The following is a 17,497-nucleotide window of genomic DNA, read 5'->3' on the forward strand; positions in this document are numbered from 1 at the left end:
ATGCGCCCGAGTGGCGCGGGGCTCAACCCTTGTTTCCGATGCAACTATCTCAGGGAAGCGCGGCAGCTGCCCGGCTCGCGAGGTCCTGATCGTCGGGAATTGCGCCAAGTATGTCGAACATGCCGTCGCCACGCGCCTGGGCGAGAAGGACAACCATCTGCTGCGGACCTGCCGGCACGTCCAGCGCCAGAGTAGCGATGGGCAGTCGCTGAAGATCCGAGGGGCTGCGGACGTCGTCGCGCGATGCGCTCGGCCCGTCGGCCCACACGGTCGGCACCGCTTCTACCCTGGGCTGGCTGCGCACGGCGGCCGCGAGCTCCGCGTCGAGTTGCGCTTGCTCGGCCGCACCAACGATCTCCTTCCAATTGATCACGCCATAGACGTGATCAATGACGTTCCCGTCGGAGGAGAATGGCATCAGGATGCCGCGATACAGGGTGTTATGCCCACGCGTGCCTACGAACTCGGCCTCGAAGCCGATCGGCGCCCGATTCGCGATGATCTGCAGATAATGATCTGTCAGCCGCGAAAGCAGCGAACGGGCGGGCACCTGAGAGATTCGCGTGATCTCCTGATGTACGCCGCATTCCTCGCTCAGCGCCTCGCCGATGGCGCTAATCGCCGGGTCGTCCATGCCGCCCGTGAAGTCCAGCAACACGCCATGCGCCTGGAAGTCCGTTGGGCCTGCGGATTCCAGATCTTCGATGGCCGGGTACGCACGGCCCTTCAGCAGGGACACCCAATGATTGTACGCGCGGACGTGCATGCGCCGCTCGTCACTGCCAATCACCTTCGTCGCCTCGCCGATTCCCCCCTCGGTCGGGTCACTGCCCCGGTCGGCGCGTGCCCCATCGAAGCCGCGGATATCCATGATGTTCGTCCTCTGGAGCTCATGCCCTGCCCCCTTATTGCCGCGCGCGTGGTAAAGAGCGCGTAAACTCGAGAGCCGCTTGCACTGTGCGCGAACCCCTGCTAGGCGCCCCGCTCCGACGCGCTGAACTGCGCATCGTGCCGCGTTAGCTCAGCTGGTAGAGCATCGCATTCGTAATGCGGGGGTCGCAGGTTCGAGTCCTGCACGCGGCACCACTTCCCGTCGAACACGGGCGCCAGGCCCAAGGCAAAGTTCGGCCTTTCCCGTTATTCTCTCGATGGTTCGCGGAGTGACCGTTGGTTTCTCCAGCGAGGCGCAACTGCTCAGCCCATGGCAGACCGCTCCTTTATCTCTTCGCTCGGCCGCGTTCAGGCTGAGCTGGATGTGCAGCTCGGCCACAAGGGGCATTGAGCTCCGTTACCTAGCTCCGCGCCTCCTGCCCTGCCCGGACCTTATCCTTGCATGGTGGGACACGCGGGCGACGAGCAACGCGAGGTCTTCGGGGCTGATGTCGAACGTCTCGCCGAGGTCAGCAAGTGCGCGATCGATGTCCTCGGGATGAGGGTCCGAGACGCGATCGATCTGCTGGGGCAGCGAAGGGGCGCGGTGGGGATAAGAATGGTGGGAGAAGCGGTGGAACAGCAAACCTGCGAGGGTCAGGAGCACGGCGTTGATCCCGACCGGCACCAGCGCAAATAGATAGCCCGCGGATACGACGGCGGGCCCGCCAACCACGGCGGTCAGCGCCGCCGCACCGCCCGGCGGGTGCAGGCAGCGCAGCAGCGACATGATCAGGATGGCAGCGCCTACCGCCACGCCGGCGGCCAGCGCCACATCCGGCACGAGCCGCCCGACGGTGATCCCGACCAGAGCGGAGATGATGTTGCCCCCGATCACTGGCCATGGCTGAGCAAGCGGGCTGGCCGGCACCGCGAACACGAGCACGGCCGACGCCCCCATCGGAGCGACAATCATCGGCAGCGGCGCCATGTCCTTCAGCAGAAGGAAACTCACCGCTGCGGTGATTACGATTCCCGCCAGTCCACCAGCACTGGCGACCACCCGATCGCGCAGCGATCCGCCGGCCAGAATTGCGCGAAAGAGTGGAACCACGCCCGCTTACCGCTGGCTCGCCGTCCAATCCGCGACTTTCCGTTCCAGCACCGGCATCGGCAAAGCGCCCGTATCCAGAACAGTGGCATGAAACGCGCGCGGATCGAAGCGATCGCCCAACGCACGCCGCGCCTCCGCTTTCAGGCGAAGAATGGTCAGCTGGCCGATCTTGTAGGCGAGCGCTTGCCCCGGAATGGCGATGTAACGCTCCACCTCCGCCACCGCATCGCTTTCAGGCATCGGCGAATTGTCGAGCATGTAACGAACCGCTTGGTCGCGGCTCCAGCCCTTGGCGTGAATGCCCGTGTCGACCACCAGCCGCATGGCGCGCAGCATCTCGTCGTTCAGCCCACCCATCCGCTGATAGGGATCGGTCTCAAGCCCCAGCTCCGGATAGAGCGTCTCGGCATACAGGCCCCAGCCTTCGGAGAAAGCCGTATTGCCGCCGAAACGCATGAAGGCCGGCAAACTGGCATTTTCCTGGGCGAGACTGATCTGGAAGTGATGGCCGGGCACCGCCTCGTGAAGATACAGCGTCTCCATGCCCCACAGATAGCGGTTCGGCAGATCATAGGTGTTATAGTAAAAGACGCCGGGGCGCGAACCATCGGGCGTGCCGGACTGATAGGATCCCGCCGCCGCCGTCTTTTCCCGGAATGCCGGAACCGGCCGGATCTCGAGCGGTGTCTTCGGGATCAGGCTGAACTGCTCACGGACCCGCGCATCGACCTTCTTTCCGACCGCCGCGTATCCCGCTGCGATCTCTTCGGCGGTTTTCGGCTGGAAACGCGGATCGGTCCGCAAATGTTGGAAGAATTCCGGCAACGTACCCTTGAACCCGGCGCGGCCCTTCTGAGCTTCCATTTCGGAAAGGATGCGCGCTACCTCGGAAAGGCCGAGTTCGTGCACTGCCTCCGCCTTCAGCGGCAGAGTGGTGCTGTTCTCGATCAGATATTCGTACCAGGCGGCGCCACCCGGAAGCGCTGACAAGCCGACGGTGTCGCGCGCACGCGGCAGATATTCGTTCTGGAGAAACTCGCGCAAGCGTCGGTGCGCGGGATTGAGGACGTCACGCACCTGCTGGGCATAGGCCTTGGTCAAGCGAGAGCGATCGGCCGCCCCGACGGCGTCGGGGAACTTCGTCACCGGTTCATAGAAAAGCGACGCCTCCGGCGCTCCGGCCAGAATGTGATCCAATTGGCCGATCACATTCTGCACGACCAGCTTGGGTGGCATGATCCCGCGCTTCATGCCCTCACGTGCGCGGGCGATCATACGATCTACCACCTGGGCATATTGAGCGTTGCGTTTCAGGTTGTTGTCGTAATCGAGCACCGTCTTGAACGGCGCCGCACCTTGGCTGGAGGCGAATTCCGGATAAAAGGTCTGCAATCCGCCGAAATGGTTGATCGGCAATACTTCGCTGATCCGCAGCAGCGCGGGCGTATAGCCCTTCAGATCACGCTCCCGATCCGACTTGAACACATCATAAGCAATGCGGTCCACCGCAGAAAGGCGATCGCGGTTCACTCGGCCCAGCGCCTTCAGATCATCAACCAGAGCCTGCCGCTCCGCTTCCTCGTAAGCGGGGGTGAGGTAATCGCCCAAGCGATCGGCATAGCGAAGGTCGCCGCGGAAGATCGCCTCCACGGGATTGCGCCGCAGCCTGGCTTCGTCGCTGTCGTTGAAGATCTGGCGCAGCTTGGCACCCTCGGCAGCGGCGTCACCCGCAGGCACGGCTGAGCCGGGCGTCGCCACCGGGGCCTGGGCGGCGGCCATAGCGGGAAGAGCAACAGACAGAAGCAGCGGAAGCAGGACGCGCAAGGTGGGTGTGCCTTTCGAGTGGGTTGCGCCCGGATCGGGGCAAGCGGCCATTTGCCAGTATTAAGTGTCTTTTGAAATGCTTCTCGCAGCGGCGATCGAGATAACCGCGAGGGGTTGTTCGCTAACTCGCTCGAAAACTGGCGCCCGATCGGGCGAGAGCATGGGCCGCGATGGGTCCGCACCATGGCGCCGTGCGGTCGCGCTTTCCGGGAGGCACGGCGGCTCGCGCCATCTCACTCGCCGCTGGGGCGTTTATGCCCGCTGCCGACAGCCAGCAGCGTCCCTAAACGAAAATGGGCCGCCCGGTTGTCCCGGACGGCCCTTCCCTCTCCTATTTCGAAGCGGGGAAAATTAGCTGGACGAAGAAAGATTCACTGCCGCGTACTTGCCGCGACGATCAACTTCGAGTTCGAAGGACAGGCGATCGCCTTCGTTCAGGCTGGACATGCCAGCACGCTCGACAGCCGAGATGTGCACAAAGGCATCAGGCTGACCATCGTCGCGCTGGATGAAGCCGAAGCCCTTCATCGCGTTGAAGAACTTGACGGTTCCCGTGGCCTTTTCGCCAGTCAGCTGACGCTGCGGGCCACCGGCACCGGCGCCACCAGCACGCGGCGCGCGCTCGCCACCGAAGCCGCCCTCGCGCGGTGCGCGGTCGCTCACCGGCATCGGCTCGCCTTCGATCTTCAGCTCGGTCGCCGAGATGCGGCCACCGCGGTCGACCAGCGTGAAGCCGAGCGGCTGACCTTCCGCAAGAGCGGTAAGCCCGGCCTGCTCAACAGCAGAGATGTGGACGAACACGTCTTCGCCGCCGTCATCACGAACGATGAAGCCGAAACCCTTCTGGGCGTTGAAGAACTTTACAACACCGGTGCCCTCGCCGACGACCTGCGGGGGCATGCGGTTCCCACCGCCGAAGCCACCACCGCCGCCGCCGCCGCCGCGGAAGCCACCGCCGCCGCCGCCGAAGCCGCCGCCGCCGAAGCCGCCACCACCGCCGCTACGGAAGCCGCCACCGCCGAAGCCGCCGCGGTCACCGCCGAAGCCGCCGCCACCAAAGCCGCCGCCGCCGAAACCGCCGCCGCCGAAATCACCGCCGCCGAAATCGTCGCCACCGAAGCCGTCACGCTTGTCGCGCCCGCGTCCGCCACGATTGCCGCGGCCACCTTTTTCGTAACCCATAAACCCTGTTCGTCTTCCCGCTCCGCCCGCAAATCAGTTTCAAGACCCGCGCGATGGACGGCCGGCGCAGGGCTTTGTGACGCGGAAGCTGGTGCGCCACAGGACTCGTCATAGCGCATCGGCGCGCCTGCTGCGAACAGATTCGTCGTGAAAAGCAAGTATTGCGCATCGATCATTGCGCAACTGTCGCGTTCAAAGCACAGGTTATCGCGCTAACAACCATTGTATCACCCGTTTTCCGCGGGTTGTTGAGCCTGACGGCGCCCCGCGCTACGGCGGGCGAATGGCCGTTTATTTTCATGAAGAAGATCTTCCGGGCGATGTGTTCGCACCCGGCGCCCCGCTTGCCGTCGACACGGAGACGATGGGGCTCATCACGCCGCGCGACCGGCTCTGCCTCGTGCAGATCTCGGACGGGCTGGGTGACGAGCATCTCGTCCGCTTCAATCCGGGTTCCACCTACGCCGCGCCGAACCTGCGTGCGGCGCTCGCGGATCCTGCCAGATTGAAGCTATATCATTTCGGCCGCTTCGATATCGCGGCGATCCGGCACTATATGGGGATTGTTGCCGCCCCGGTTTATTGCACCAAGATCGCGTCGCGTCTGGTCCGCACCTACACGGACCGCCACGGGCTGAAGGAATTGGTGCGCGAGCTGCTGGGGCAGGAAATTTCCAAGCAGCAGCAATCGTCCGACTGGGGCGGGCCGGAGCTCAGCGAAGCACAGCGCGAATATGCTGCCTCCGACGTGCGGTATCTGCATCGCCTTCGTGACGAGCTCGACAAGCGACTGGCGCGCGAAGGACGCACCGAAATCGCGCAGGCGTGCTTCGATTTCCTGCCCCATCGCGCCGAACTCGATCTGGCCGGCTGGCCGGAGGTGGACATCTTCGCGCATGCTTGAGGACCGTTTCGGCTCCCCGGCCATGTTCGTGCAGTGCCGGCAGGCGCGAATCGAACAAACCGGGGCAGCGCGAAACTTTCGCGGTCCTCCGCGTTTGGTAAGTTCCGCCTCGGCGGGAGGGTTCACGGCGGGGAAGCGCGCGCATGTCTGAAATCGCGGTCCGGGAACGTACGCGGCGTCAGCGATGGGCGGCCCCGGGGAGCCGGCACGACCGGATCATCTCCATCACCCACTGGCTGCTTCCGGTGCTGATCGGCGTGCTCGCGGCATTCCTGGTCATGGCGCCGCTGACGACCGCAGGGGATGTCTCGTTCGTGCTCGACAAGAACAAGGTCGAGGTCGCGAAGGAACGCCTGAAGATCCAGCGCGCCCAATATCGCGGGTCGGACGCGAAGGGGCAGCCGTTCACGTTGAACGCCGGCTCCGCCGTCCAGCGAAGCTCCGCAGAGCCGATCGTCGAGATCAGCAAGCTGGCGGCGCAAATCCGCCTTCAGGACGGACCGGCCACGTTGACCGCCCCGACCGGCCGCTACGATATGGAAAGCGAGCGGGTGAAGGTCGACGGCCCGATCGCCTTTCGAGGTCCGAACAACTACACGCTCGATACTCAGGACGCGACGGTGGACCTGAAGACGCGCAAGCTGCGCTCGACGGACGGCGTGACCGGCACGGTTTCCCAAGGAAGCTTCAGCGCAAACAGGCTTGATGCGGATCTGGAGGCCAGAACCGTCACTTTGCGTGGCAATGCCCGCTTGCGCGTGAACCCGCGAGGGGCGAGATAGCGCGCCATGAAACGCGTGGCCCTCCTCGCCCTTCTGTTCGCATCCGGCGCGATCGCGCAGACGCGTCACAACACCAACGCCCCGATCGATTTCGGTGCCGACACGATCGAGCTGCAGGATCGCGCCAATCGGGCGGTGCTTTCCGGCAATGTCGCCGTCCGGCAGGCGGAAATGTCGCTCAACGCTGCGCGAATGACCGTCAGCTACACGGGACAGGTGGTTGGCGGTAATCCGCAGGTATCGCGCCTCGACGCCGCCGGCGGCGTCGTCGTGCGCCGGCCCGACCAGACGGCGCGCAGCCAATATGCCGTGTACGATCTGAACCGGCGAATCATCACCATGGTGGGCGCGGTCAGCCTGACGCAGGGCGCGAATACCGTGAATGGCGGGCGGCTGACGATCAATCTCGATACGGGACGCGCCGTAATCGACGGGTCATCGGTTCGTGGTGGCACCGGCGCCGGAAACGTCACGACGGCTCCGTCAGGCCGGGTCACGGGCACTTTCTCCGTGCCGAACCGCGACTGATCGAAAGAGGGCTTCCGCCACGCCGCAAGCTCATGCATGATTCCTGCCAAGTCGGTACGCGGCAGCGTGCCGGCCGGGCGAGCGCAAGGCTGCAGACGAACGATGGACGATAGTACCACCCTCTCCCATGCGGAGCCCATCCACGAGGCGCCGATCTCGAGCGGTCTTCAGGTCGTTTCCATCGCCAAGTCGTATGACAAGCGCGTCGTCCTGAGTGACGTGTCCGTGTCTGTGGCGCGGGGCGAAGTGGTTGGCCTGCTCGGCCCGAACGGCGCTGGCAAGACGACCTGCTTCTACTCGGTGATGGGTCTGGTGAAGCCGGACGCTGGCCGAATCATGCTCGACGGCGAGGACATCACTGGCCTGCCCATGTACCGCCGCGCGATCCTGGGTCTGGGATATCTGCCGCAGGAAACGTCGATCTTCCGTGGTCTGACCATCGAGAAGAACATCCTGACCGTACTCGAACTCGCCGAGCCAGATGCTGCCGCGCGGCAGCGCAAGCTTGATACGCTGCTGGAGGAATTCGGCCTGACGCGGCTGCGTGATGCGCCGGCAATGGCCCTGTCCGGCGGTGAGCGGCGCCGCGCGGAAATCGCCCGCGCGCTGGCGGCCGACCCGACGATCATTCTTCTCGACGAGCCTTTCGCCGGCATCGATCCGCTGTCGATCGCTGACATTCGCGCATTGGTGAAGCAGCTGAAGCAACGCGGCATCGGCGTACTGATCACCGATCACAATGTGCGCGAGACGCTGGACATCGTCGACCGCGGCTACATCATCTACGATGGGCGCGTGCTGTTCACGGGCGCGCCGGCGGATCTCGTCGCTGATCCGAACGTGCGGCGCCTGTATCTGGGCGAAGAGTTTTCGCTCTGAGCTGATGGGGATGGCCGCCATCATCGTCATTCCGGCGACAGATGGGATCGCATGGGGGCAGGCCAGGCGGGGCTGCGGCAACACCTCGCTGATCAACTCACCCGCGAAATCCGCTGCCCGATGAGCCTCGCGCCGCGCCTCGATCTACGCCAGTCACAATCGCTGGTGATGACGCCGCAGCTGCAGCAGGCGATCAAACTGCTGACGCTATCCAACCTCGAGATCGAGGGCGTCATCGCCGAAGAGATCGAGAAGAACCCTCTTCTTGAAGCCGTCGCGACCTCCGATGAGGCACCGGTGGCCGAGCGCGAGCCCGATCTGGTCCGTGACGAACCCGCTCCGGCCGACGAACTCGTTCTCGCCGGAGAGGCGGCCGGTGAGACGCTCGACGTGGATATCGCCGCGGAGCGGTTCGATGACAGCCCGTCGGACAGCATGATCGGCGCGGGCGACGGGCTTGGTGTCACCGGCGCGGCCGGGGGTCTGGGCGAGGACGCCCCTGATCTCGATGCGTTTGCGGCCGCCAGCCCGACGCTTGCCGATCATCTGCTCCATCAGGCTGGCGAAGTGTTGGCGGGCGCGGACCTGTTCGTCGCCCAGCATCTCATCGACCTCATTGACGAGACCGGTTACCTCACCGCCAACCTGCTCGACGTTGCCGCACGGCTCGGCGTGCCGCTGGCGCAAGTCGAGCGGGTTCTCGCCGTTATTCAGACCTTTGATCCCACCGGGGTGGGCGCGCGCGATCTGGCCGAATGTATCGCGCTACAGGCCAAGGAGGCGGATCGCTATGACCCGGCCATGGCCCGGCTGATCGATCATCTCGACCTCGTCGCCCGGGGCGATCTTCCACGGCTGAAGCGCATTTGCCAGGTCGATGACGAAGACATGGCGGACATGATCCGCGAGCTGCGCAACTATGATCCGAAGCCCGGCGCGCGCTTCGGTGGCGAGCCGATGCAGGCCGTGACACCCGACCTTCACGTGCGCCGGACGCGCGGCGGCTGGCTAGTGGAACTCGACAATTCCACCTTGCCGCGCGTTCTGGTAAACCGGCGCTACCATGCGGAACTCTCTTCCGGGCCGCAGGACAAGGCGTCGAAGGCGTGGCTTGGTGACATGCTGGCCAGCGCCAACTGGCTGGTGAAGGCCCTGGATCAACGCCAGAAAACCATCATCCGCGTCGCGACCGAGATCGTGCGACAGCAGGAATCCTTCTTCCTTCACGGCGTGTCGCACCTTCGCCCGCTCACCCTGCGTCAGGTGGCAGACGCGATCGAAATGCACGAGTCCACCGTCAGCCGGGTGACGTCGAACAAATATCTGAGCTGCGCGCGCGGCCTGTTCGAGCTGAAATACTTCTTCACCTCCGCGATCCAGGCCGCCGATGGCGGCGACGCCGTGTCGGCAGAGGCAGTGAAGAGCGCGATCAAGAGCCTGATCGCCAACGAGGGCGCGAAGGTTCTCAGCGACGATACGTTGGTTGAATTGCTCAACGCGAAGGGCTTCGACATCGCGCGACGCACCGTGGCGAAATATCGCGAGGCGATGGGCATCGGCAGTTCGGTGCAACGGCGCCGCCAGCGCGCGCTCGGCGGCGGTTAGACGCCGAAGGAGCGCGTGCCGCTCCCTCGATGTCGACAGGCCCTGAGCGGCCTCTCAGGCCAGCAGGCGGCGCGGCACCTTTACCTTCATGTCCAGCAACTGCTGCCCCTTGCCCTTGGCAAGCGCATCGAGGCGGAGGCTGGCAAACTGCCCGCCGCCGAGTGACTGGATGCAGTGGAGGTTGATCGCATTCATGCCGGGTAGCTCGTAGCGTCGCACCTCCGGGTGGCTGGCGCCTTCGAACTCATGCGCAAAGAAGGCCTTCACCGCCTCTTCCGTCAGCCCGGCGCGGATCCAGGGCAGGAACTCCGGGCGGCGCGCAATGACGCCGACGTTGAAGGCATTGCCCTTGTCGCCGGAACGCGCCCAGGCGATCTCGATCAGCGGCACTTCGATCAGGTCATCATCGCTGGCAGCATCGCCACCCGGCGTCGGTCTTACGATCATCGTCTCGTCAAACGGTGTGGACGGTGCAGGATTGGCAACGGTGATCGTCTCCCCGCCCAGCGACACCTGGGCCGACACGGACCCACCATCGACCAGGAACGAAAACACCTGCGACACCGGCGAGATGGTCGGCCGCGCGCCGAACCAGCCGGTCGAGCCGACACTCATCGACGTGGTCGGCGAGTCAAACTCGCGCATCATGATGCCCAGCGCTTCCGCATCTTCGTGCTCGGCACCAATACGGGCGATCACCTCGCGGGTGGCGGACAGCGTCGGGTTCGCCTGCGCGCCATAACTTGCCTCGGTGCCCAGCAATTCGACGCGGGTATCGCGCAGCGGCGGCAGGTTGCGGCCGCGCAGCATTTCGCCCACCCGCGTCAGCACCGCCTCCGCCTGTGCCTGCGCCTTCTTCGCGGCATCGCGCCCGACCACCGGCATGATGCCGATGAAGCGGTGGCCATTCTCGAAGGTGACACAGGTCTTGAGCTTACCGGTCGGCGGGTAACCCTTCGCATTAGACACCCGCACCCGCCCCTCACCATCGGCAGTGACGCTGAGCTGCGAGAAATCGCACACGACGTCCGGCAGCGCATAGGCCTGCGGGTCGCCGACCTCATACAGGATCTGCTCCGACACGGCCGCTGGGGAGACGAGCCCGCCGGTGCCTTCCGGCTTGGTGACCACGAAGTCGCCATCAGCGTGGCACTCGATGATGGGATAGCCGATGTGCGCCCAGTCCGGCACCTTCTCCCAATCGGTGAACAGGCCGCCAGTGGCCTGCGCGCCGCATTCGATGACATGGCCGGCCAGCGATCCCGCCGAAAGCTGGTCATGATCGTCCGCGCTCCAGCCGAACTCATGCATCAGCGGCCCAAGCGTCAGCGCGCTGTCCACCACGCGGCCAGTGATGACAACATCCGCCCCGGCGGCCAGCGCCGCCGCAATCGGGCCGCCACCAAGATAGGCGTTGGCGGTCCACACCTTCTTCGGATCGGGGAACGGCGCTTCGTTGAACATCTCGACCACGCCCGTTGCGGCGAAGTCTGGCACACGATCGATCAGATCGTCGCCGGTCACGATTGCAATCTTGAACGAAAGCCCGGCTTCGGCAGCAATCTGTTCCATGCGGGCGCGGCATGCCTCGGGGTTCACGCCGCCTGCGTTGGTCACTACCCGAACGCCCTGCTCCTTGAACTCGCGCAGATTGTCCTTCCACACCCATTCGGTGAAATCGCGCGCATAGCCTTGATCGGGCCGCACCTGCTTCAGCTGGCCGAGCGGCGCCATGGTCGCTTCGGCGAGGTAATCGAGGATCATGTAGTCGATCACGCCGCTTGCCAGAAGCTGCGGCGCTGCAACCGAACTATCGCCCAGGAAGCCGCCTGCGCCTCCGATCCGGACCACCTTGGCCATATCACTCTCCCGCATGTTTTGCAGGAGCCGTAAAGGAAACCGGCGATGAGGCAAACCACCCCTCCCCGTGTTCACGGGAAGGGGTGATGCGGCTTAGTCGGCGAACGGATCGCGCACGAGAATCGTGTCCTCGCGTTCCGGACTGGTCGACACGAGGGTGACCGGGCAGTTGATCAGTTCCTCCACGCGGCGGATGTACTTGATCGCCTGTGCCGGCAGGTCGGCCCAGCTGCGCGCGCCGGCGGTCGACTGCGACCAGCCTTCCATCTCTTCGTAGATCGGCTCCACCGCAGCCTGATCGGCAGCGTGCGACGGAAAATAGTCCAGCGTCTCGCCGCGCAAGCGATAGCCGGTGCAGATCGAGATCGTCTCGAATCCGTCAAGCACGTCGAGCTTGGTCAGCGCGATGCCAGTGATACCGCTCACCGCCGCCGACTGGCGTACGAGCACCGCATCGAACCAGCCGCAGCGACGCTTGCGGCCGGTGACGGTGCCGAACTCATGGCCGCGTGTGCCGAGGCGCTCGCCGGTCTCATTGTCGAGCTCGGTCGGGAACGGGCCGGAGCCGACGCGGGTGGTATACGCCTTGGCGATACCCAGCACGAAGCCGACCGCGCCCGGGCCGAGGCCCGATCCGCCAGCGGCTGTCCCGGCGATGGTGTTGGACGAGGTGACGAACGGATAGGTGCCGTGATCGATGTCGAGCAGCACGCCTTGCGCGCCTTCGAACAGGATGCGGCGGCCCGCGGCGCGTGCCTCGTTCAGGTCACGCCACACCGGCTTCGCGAAGGAGAGGACGAAATCGGCAATCTCGCGCAGGTCAGTCAGCAACCGCGCGCGGTCGATCGGCGGCTCACCGAAGCCGGCGCGCAACGCGTCATGATGGGCGCACAGGCGATCGAGCTGCGGATCGAGATCGTCGAGATGCGCCAGGTCGCAGACGCGGATGGCCCGGCGGCCGACCTTGTCCTCATAGGCCGGGCCAATGCCGCGACGCGTGGTGCCGATCTTGCCCGCGCCGCTCGCATCCTCGCGCAGGCCGTCGAGATCGCGGTGGAACGGCAGGATCAGCGTGCAGGTCTCGGCGATCCGCAACGTATCCGGCGACACCGTAACGCCCTGGCCCGACAGCTTTTCGACCTCGGCCTTGAGCGCCCAGGGATCCAGCACCACGCCGTTGCCGATCACCGATGGCGTGCCGCGAACGATGCCCGACGGCAGCAGCGACAGCTTGTACACCTGTTCGCCCACGACCAGCGTATGCCCGGCATTGTGACCGCCCTGGAAACGGACGACCATGTCGGCGCGCTCGGCCAGCCAGTCGACGATCTTGCCCTTGCCCTCGTCGCCCCACTGGGCTCCGATCACCGCAACATTCGCCATGGGTACAAGACTCCCCCTGCCGGGATGATCCTGCGCGCCCTTCGACAGGACTCGGTACGCAGGAGGGTCCAAAAATCGCGCCGCGCCGGTAGCCGTGGCGCGGCGCCGCTGTCAACCAGCCAGCGACCGCGCCTCGCCGTCAACGAACAGGTGGGTGCACAATTGCGCTTCGGGCGTGTCGCCGGCGGCAAGTGCGGCAACCGTTGCCCAGCCGGCCGCACGCATCGCCGCGCCGTCCGCTTCGGACGTGCCCATCGGCAGGAACAGCCGCCGCCGCTTGCTCGCGCCATCGCCAGCAATCGATGCCGCGAACAGCGAGAAACCGGTCGCCGCTTCTTCCGCGCCGTCTTCATGCATCAGCGTATAGGTGCCGCCCCGCCCGACCTCGCGCGTCGCCCCTTCGGCGAACAGCGAGAAGCCAAGCCAGGTCTGATATTCGAAGCCATGCCGCTCGGTCGGATCCAGTGTCAGCGTGGCACGCCCCCCAAGCGCCGCCGCAATCGCCTCCAGCCCGTCGAGGCGCGAGGACAGGACGCCGGCGCTGTCGAACGCCCGCAGCCGCGCAATTGCGGCCTCGAACGGCCCCGCCGCCTCGATCAGCGGAAGATATTCCGGCGCGAGCGCCGCGACGGCACCCGCATCCTTGGCATCCAGCCGATCGCGCAATTGCTCCACATCGCTGACCGGCAGCGGTCCCGACGACAGCGTCTCGACCAGATCGGGCAAGGTGAAGTCGACCGACACGCCGGTCGCGCCAGCCGCCGCCAGCGCCTCGACCGCAACCGTCACGATCTCTCGCGCAGCCGCCACCGAATCGAGCCCGATCAGCTCGCAGCCGATCTGCCGCGCCTCGCGATCGGGCTGAAGCGCGCCGCCGCGCAGCTTCAGCACCGAACCGGCGTAGCTGAGCCGTACCGGGCGCGGGTGGTGCGCCATGCGCGTCGCGGCGATGCGGGCGACCTGCGCGGTGATGTCGGGGCGGATCGCCATCGTCCGCTGGCTCACCGGATCAACGAACCGCACCGCATCCGCCAGGCCGCCGTCTTTGAGGCGAGAGGCAAGCCCGTCGGCGAACTCGGCGAGCGGCGGATCGACCCGCTCATAGCCATAGGAATGGGCGACGGCGAGCACGCGCGATTCGACCGCTGCCGCGGCGTCGGCATGCGGCGGCAAGCGATCGCGAAACCCTTCGGGAAGCAGCGTCGTCATCCTATGCGCTCGCTTTGGTCAGGTGAGCGGACGGGAAAGGAGCAGTCGACGGCACGACGGCGATCATCTGAAAGGCACCTCGTTCAAATTCATCAGTTCATCGGCGCAGCGTCGCACGATGACGCGAAAGCAATGCCGTTCCAATCATCGGGATCAGGCGGCGTCCAGCGCCTCGTTGCCCGCAAGGGTGCCGGCGTCAACCTCGATGATGCGCGCCACCACAAGGCAGCCATGCCGGAACGCGCAACGGGCAGAAATCCTGCGTGAAAATGAAATGGCCGCGACACCAGGTGCCGCGGCCGGATCATTGCCGGAACCACAGTCTACGCGGCCATTTTGCTCCGGAGAGAGGCCGCGCAAGCTCCGGGCCAAAGGGCTTAGAAGCGAAGCCCCATGGCGGTCTTCACGCCCGGCAGCGCCTTCACCTTGGCGAGGAGATCCGCGGTGACCGGCTCGTCGACCGACAGCAGCAGCACGGCCTCCCCGCCCGCCTGGCGGCGGCCGAGGTGGAAGGTGCCGATGTTGACGCCCGCTTCGCCCAGCGTCGTGCCGAGGCGACCGATGAAGCCCGGTGCGTCCTCGTTGACGACGTAGAGCATCGCACCGGTGAGATCGGCCTCGACCTTGATGCCGAACAGCTCGACCAAGCGCGCGGCCTGATCGCCGAACAGCGTGCCGGCAACCGACCGCTCGCCATCGGCGGTGCGGACCGAAACGCGGATCAGCGTGTGGTAATCGCCCTCACGCTCGGTGCGGATCTCGCGCACTTCCATGCCGCGCTCGCGCGCCAGCAGCGGCGCGTTGACCATGTTCACCGTATCGGTCTGCGTGCCAAGGAAGCCCTTCAGCACCGCGCTGGTCAGCGGCTTGGGGTTCAGCTCCGCCGCCGCGCCTTCCATGTGGATCGAGATGCGGTCGATCGCGCCATGCGCCAGCTGGCCGACAAGGCTGCCGAGCTTTTCGGCGAGGCCCATGTAGGGCTTCAGCTTGGGCGCTTCCTCGGCGGTCAGGCTGGGCATGTTGAGCGCGTTGGTGACGCCGCCCGACACGAGGTAATCAGCCATCTGCTCGGCAACCTGGATCGCGACGTTCACCTGCGCCTCGGTGGTCGAGGCGCCGAGGTGCGGCGTCGAGATGAAGTTCGGCGTGCCGAACAGCGGGCTTTCCTTGGCCGGTTCGGTAACGAACACGTCGAGCGCCGCGCCGCCGATATGGCCGCTGTCGAGGCCTTCCTTGAGCGCGGCCTCGTCGATCAGGCCGCCGCGCGCGCAGTTGATGATCCGCACGCCCTTCTTAGTCTTGGCGAGGTTCTCGGCCGAAAGGATGTTGCGGGTCTGATCGGTCAACGGCGTGTGAAGCGTGATGAAGTCGGCGCGGGCGAGCAACTCGTCCAGCGTCGCCTTCTGCACGCCGAGCTCGATCGCGCGCTCCTCGGTCAGGAACGGATCATAGGCGACGACCTTCATCTTCAGCCCGAGCGCGCGATCGGCAACGATCGAGCCGATGTTGCCCGCACCAATCAGGCCGAGCGTCTTGCCGGTGACCTCGACGCCCATGAAGCGGTTCTTTTCCCACCTGCCCGCCTGGGTCGAGCGATCCGCCTCCGGCAGATCACGCGCCAGTGCGAACATGAGGGCAATGGCGTGCTCGGCCGTGGTGATCGAATTGCCGAACGGCGTGTTCATCACCACGACACCCTTGGCCGAGGCGGCGGGGATGTCGACATTGTCGACGCCGATGCCGGCGCGCCCGACGACCTTCAGGTTGGTCGCCGCTTCGAGAATGTCCTTGGTGACTTTCGTGGAGCTGCGGATCGCAAGGCCGTCATATTGGCCGATGATCGCCTTCAGCTCTTCCGGCGTCTTGCCGGTGATTTCGTCCACTTCCACGCCGCGCTCGCGAAAGATCTGCGCGGCCTTGGAATCCATTTTGTCGCTGATGAGAACCTTGGGCATGGGATAGTCCTTTGCCTGCACCGTCGCCCCGGCCTTGATCCGGAATGCCGCCATCTGCGGCGCAAAGGTGAGAAGAAGCGTGACCCCGGATCAAGTCCGGGGTGACGCAAGGGAGGGGATGGTCTTCAGGCCGCCTTGACGGTCGCGTAGGCCCAGTCGAGCCACGGGCCGAGCGCGACGATATCCGCGGTGTCGACGGTGGCGCCGCACCAGATGCGCAAGCCCGGCGGGGCATCGCGATAGCCGCCTATGTCATAGGCGGCGCCCTCTGCCTCGAGCAGCGAGACCATCTTCTTGATCACCGCTTCGTCGGCATCGACCGTCAGGCAGACGCTGGTGGTCGAGCGCGAGGCGGGATCCGTCGCGAGATGCCCGAGCCAGTCGCGGGCGGCGACGATCTCGTCGAGCGCCTTGGCGTTCGCATCCGAGCGCGCGATGAGGCCGTTCTCGCCCAGCGACTTCGCCCATTCGAGGCTGAAGATCGCATCTTCGACCGCGAGCATCGACGGGGTGTTGATCGTCTCGCCCTTGAACACGCCCTCGGCGAGCTTGCCCTTGGAGACGAGGCGGAACACCTTGGGCAAAGGCCAGGCGGGCGTGTAGGTTTCGAGCCGCTCGACCGCGCGAGGGCCGAGGATCAGCACGCCATGCGCGCCTTCACCGCCCAGCACCTTCTGCCAGGAGAAGGTGGCGACATCGATCTTGTCCCACGGCAGGTCGTACGCGAACACGCCGCTCGTCGCGTCGGCGAAGCTCAGCCCCTCGCGATCGTCAGCGATCCAGTCGCCATTCGGCACGCGAACGCCGCTGGTGGTGCCGTTCCAGGTGAACAGCACGTCGTTCGACCAATCGACCTGGCCCAGGTCCGGCAGCTGGCCGTAATCGGCGCGGATGACGGTGGGGTCGATCTTCAGCTGCTTGACGGCGTCCGTCACCCAGCCTTCGCCGAAGCTTTCCCAGGCGAGCGCGGTGACCGGGCGAGCGCCCAGCATCGTCCACATCGCCATTTCGAAGGCGCCGGTATCCGAGCCCGGAACGATGCCAATGCGGTGCGTGTCGGGGAGCTTCAGCAGCTCGCGCATCAGATCGATGCAATATTGGAGGCGCTGCTTGCCGATCTTGGAGCGGTGCGAACGACCGAGCGTGGCATCGGCCAGCTTGGCGGCATCCCAGCCCGGCGGCTTGGCGCAGGGACCCGAGGAAAAATAGGGTCGCGCCGGCTTGGTGGCGGGTTTCGCAGACGCAAGAGTGGCGTCGGCGAGCGTCGTATCAGTCATGTCTGACTCTCCTTACAGAGAGCACGCGCGGCGTTGGGACCGCGTGGCCCGCCGACGGCTCTAGTGTCGGCAGCGTAACGTGGCAACCGCCGAACGGTGCCCCGGACTCGGCTCGGCCTCTCGCG

15 protein-coding genes and 1 tRNA gene are annotated in these 17,497 nt (G+C 65.6%); 7 read left to right on the forward strand and 9 right to left on the reverse strand.

The annotated features are described in order from the left end of the window. Nucleotides 1-49: 49 nt before the first annotated feature. A complete protein-coding gene (locus tag LK535_RS10330; RefSeq protein WP_415837122.1) occupies nt 50-871 on the reverse strand; it encodes a hypothetical protein in 822 nt (273 codons plus the stop codon). A gap of 139 nt (nt 872-1,010) precedes the next feature. Between LK535_RS10330 and LK535_RS10335 the strand changes: the two genes are divergently transcribed. After that, nucleotides 1,011-1,086, forward strand: a tRNA-Thr gene (locus LK535_RS10335). A 202-nt stretch (nt 1,087-1,288) separates the two neighbouring features. On the opposite strand, the gene LK535_RS10340 is transcribed toward LK535_RS10335, so the two are convergent. The 3 genes from LK535_RS10340 to LK535_RS16930 all read right to left on the reverse strand — a co-directional run bounded on the left by LK535_RS10340 (nt 1,289) and on the right by LK535_RS16930 (nt 4,990). Then, complete coding sequence (locus LK535_RS10340) at nt 1,289-1,984, reverse strand: HPP family protein (RefSeq protein WP_227771820.1); 696 nt, start codon at nt 1,982-1,984, stop codon at nt 1,289-1,291. A gap of 6 nt (nt 1,985-1,990) precedes the next feature. Next, nucleotides 1,991-3,763, reverse strand: coding sequence for a DUF885 domain-containing protein (locus tag LK535_RS10345; RefSeq protein ID WP_227771926.1), 1,773 nt, complete (start codon nt 3,761-3,763; stop codon nt 1,991-1,993). Between the two features lie 396 nt (nt 3,764-4,159). Beyond that, a complete protein-coding gene (locus LK535_RS16930; RefSeq protein WP_321576557.1) occupies nt 4,160-4,990 on the reverse strand; it encodes a cold-shock protein in 831 nt (276 codons plus the stop codon). A gap of 283 nt (nt 4,991-5,273) precedes the next feature. Here LK535_RS16930 and LK535_RS10360 point away from each other — a divergent pair, with 283 nt between their 5' ends. The 5 genes from LK535_RS10360 (at nt 5,274) to rpoN (ending at nt 9,688) form a co-directional block, all read left to right on the forward strand. Then, a complete protein-coding gene (locus LK535_RS10360) occupies nt 5,274-5,894 on the forward strand; it encodes a ribonuclease D (protein ID WP_227771821.1) in 621 nt (206 codons plus the stop codon). A gap of 143 nt (nt 5,895-6,037) precedes the next feature. Next, a complete protein-coding gene (gene lptC, locus LK535_RS10365) occupies nt 6,038-6,676 on the forward strand; it encodes an LPS export ABC transporter periplasmic protein LptC (RefSeq protein WP_227771822.1) in 639 nt (212 codons plus the stop codon). A gap of 6 nt (nt 6,677-6,682) precedes the next feature. Beyond that, nucleotides 6,683-7,204, forward strand: coding sequence for an LptA/OstA family protein (locus LK535_RS10370; protein ID WP_227771823.1), 522 nt, complete (start codon nt 6,683-6,685; stop codon nt 7,202-7,204). A 102-nt stretch (nt 7,205-7,306) separates the two neighbouring features. After that, nucleotides 7,307-8,083, forward strand: coding sequence for an LPS export ABC transporter ATP-binding protein (gene lptB / locus LK535_RS10375; RefSeq protein ID WP_227771824.1), 777 nt, complete (start codon nt 7,307-7,309; stop codon nt 8,081-8,083). A gap of 120 nt (nt 8,084-8,203) precedes the next feature. After that, nucleotides 8,204-9,688 carry an RNA polymerase factor sigma-54 gene (gene rpoN / locus LK535_RS10380; RefSeq protein ID WP_227771928.1) on the forward strand — a complete coding sequence of 495 codons (1,485 nt, stop codon included), beginning with the start codon at nt 8,204-8,206 and terminating at the stop codon, nt 9,686-9,688. A gap of 54 nt (nt 9,689-9,742) precedes the next feature. On the opposite strand, the gene LK535_RS10385 is transcribed toward rpoN, so the two are convergent. The 3 genes from LK535_RS10385 to LK535_RS10395 form a co-directional block, all read right to left on the reverse strand. Next, a complete protein-coding gene (locus LK535_RS10385) occupies nt 9,743-11,548 on the reverse strand; it encodes an acyclic terpene utilization AtuA family protein (protein ID WP_227771825.1) in 1,806 nt (601 codons plus the stop codon). Between the two features lie 93 nt (nt 11,549-11,641). Beyond that, complete coding sequence (locus LK535_RS10390) at nt 11,642-12,931, reverse strand: adenylosuccinate synthase (RefSeq protein ID WP_227771826.1); 1,290 nt, start codon at nt 12,929-12,931, stop codon at nt 11,642-11,644. A 111-nt stretch (nt 12,932-13,042) separates the two neighbouring features. Continuing rightward, on the reverse strand, nt 13,043-14,140 hold the full coding sequence (locus LK535_RS10395) for an ATP phosphoribosyltransferase regulatory subunit (protein WP_227771827.1): 1,098 nt from the start codon (nt 14,138-14,140) through the stop codon (nt 13,043-13,045). A 132-nt stretch (nt 14,141-14,272) separates the two neighbouring features. On the opposite strand from LK535_RS10395, the gene LK535_RS16805 reads away from it, so the two are divergent. Further along, nucleotides 14,273-14,407 carry a hypothetical protein gene (locus LK535_RS16805; protein WP_265334159.1) on the forward strand — a complete coding sequence of 45 codons (135 nt, stop codon included), beginning with the start codon at nt 14,273-14,275 and terminating at the stop codon, nt 14,405-14,407. Nucleotides 14,408-14,517: 110 nt separating this feature from the next. Here LK535_RS16805 and serA read toward each other — a convergent pair whose 3' ends face one another. Further along, nucleotides 14,518-16,095, reverse strand: coding sequence for a phosphoglycerate dehydrogenase (gene serA / locus LK535_RS10400; RefSeq protein ID WP_227771929.1), 1,578 nt, complete (start codon nt 16,093-16,095; stop codon nt 14,518-14,520). Nucleotides 16,096-16,220: 125 nt separating this feature from the next. Next, nucleotides 16,221-17,372: a phosphoserine transaminase gene (locus tag LK535_RS10405; protein WP_227771828.1), complete on the reverse strand. Its 1,152-nt coding sequence runs from the start codon at nt 17,370-17,372 to the stop codon at nt 16,221-16,223. Nucleotides 17,373-17,497 lie beyond the last annotated feature (125 nt).

It is taken from the genome of Sphingomonas sp. IC4-52 (genome assembly GCF_020707225.1).
GTDB lineage: Bacteria > Pseudomonadota > Alphaproteobacteria > Sphingomonadales > Sphingomonadaceae > Sphingomonas.

Excerpts from the sequence above, each read along its gene's own strand:
- LK535_RS10385 (WP_227771825.1), bottom strand. The coding sequence starts at position 11,548 with ATGGCCAAGGTGGTCCGGATCGGAGGCGCAGGCGGCTTCCTGGGCGAT.
- LK535_RS10390 (WP_227771826.1), bottom strand. The coding sequence starts at position 12,931 with ATGGCGAATGTTGCGGTGATCGGAGCCCAGTGGGGCGACGAGGGCAAG.
- rpoN (WP_227771928.1), top strand. The coding sequence starts at position 8,204 with ATGAGCCTCGCGCCGCGCCTCGATCTACGCCAGTCACAATCGCTGGTG.
- LK535_RS10405 (WP_227771828.1), bottom strand. The coding sequence starts at position 17,372 with ATGACTGATACGACGCTCGCCGACGCCACTCTTGCGTCTGCGAAACCC.
- LK535_RS10360 (WP_227771821.1), top strand. The coding sequence starts at position 5,274 with ATGGCCGTTTATTTTCATGAAGAAGATCTTCCGGGCGATGTGTTCGCA.
- serA (WP_227771929.1), bottom strand. The coding sequence starts at position 16,095 with ATGCCCAAGGTTCTCATCAGCGACAAAATGGATTCCAAGGCCGCGCAG.
- lptB (WP_227771824.1), top strand. The coding sequence starts at position 7,307 with ATGGACGATAGTACCACCCTCTCCCATGCGGAGCCCATCCACGAGGCG.
- LK535_RS10330 (WP_415837122.1), bottom strand. The coding sequence starts at position 871 with ATGGATATCCGCGGCTTCGATGGGGCACGCGCCGACCGGGGCAGTGAC.
- LK535_RS16805 (WP_265334159.1), top strand. The coding sequence starts at position 14,273 with ATGCCGTTCCAATCATCGGGATCAGGCGGCGTCCAGCGCCTCGTTGCC.
- lptC (WP_227771822.1), top strand. The coding sequence starts at position 6,038 with ATGTCTGAAATCGCGGTCCGGGAACGTACGCGGCGTCAGCGATGGGCG.
- LK535_RS10345 (WP_227771926.1), bottom strand. The coding sequence starts at position 3,763 with ATGGCCGCCGCCCAGGCCCCGGTGGCGACGCCCGGCTCAGCCGTGCCT.
- LK535_RS16930 (WP_321576557.1), bottom strand. The coding sequence starts at position 4,990 with ATGGGTTACGAAAAAGGTGGCCGCGGCAATCGTGGCGGACGCGGGCGC.
- LK535_RS10370 (WP_227771823.1), top strand. The coding sequence starts at position 6,683 with ATGAAACGCGTGGCCCTCCTCGCCCTTCTGTTCGCATCCGGCGCGATC.
- LK535_RS10395 (WP_227771827.1), bottom strand. The coding sequence starts at position 14,140 with ATGACGACGCTGCTTCCCGAAGGGTTTCGCGATCGCTTGCCGCCGCAT.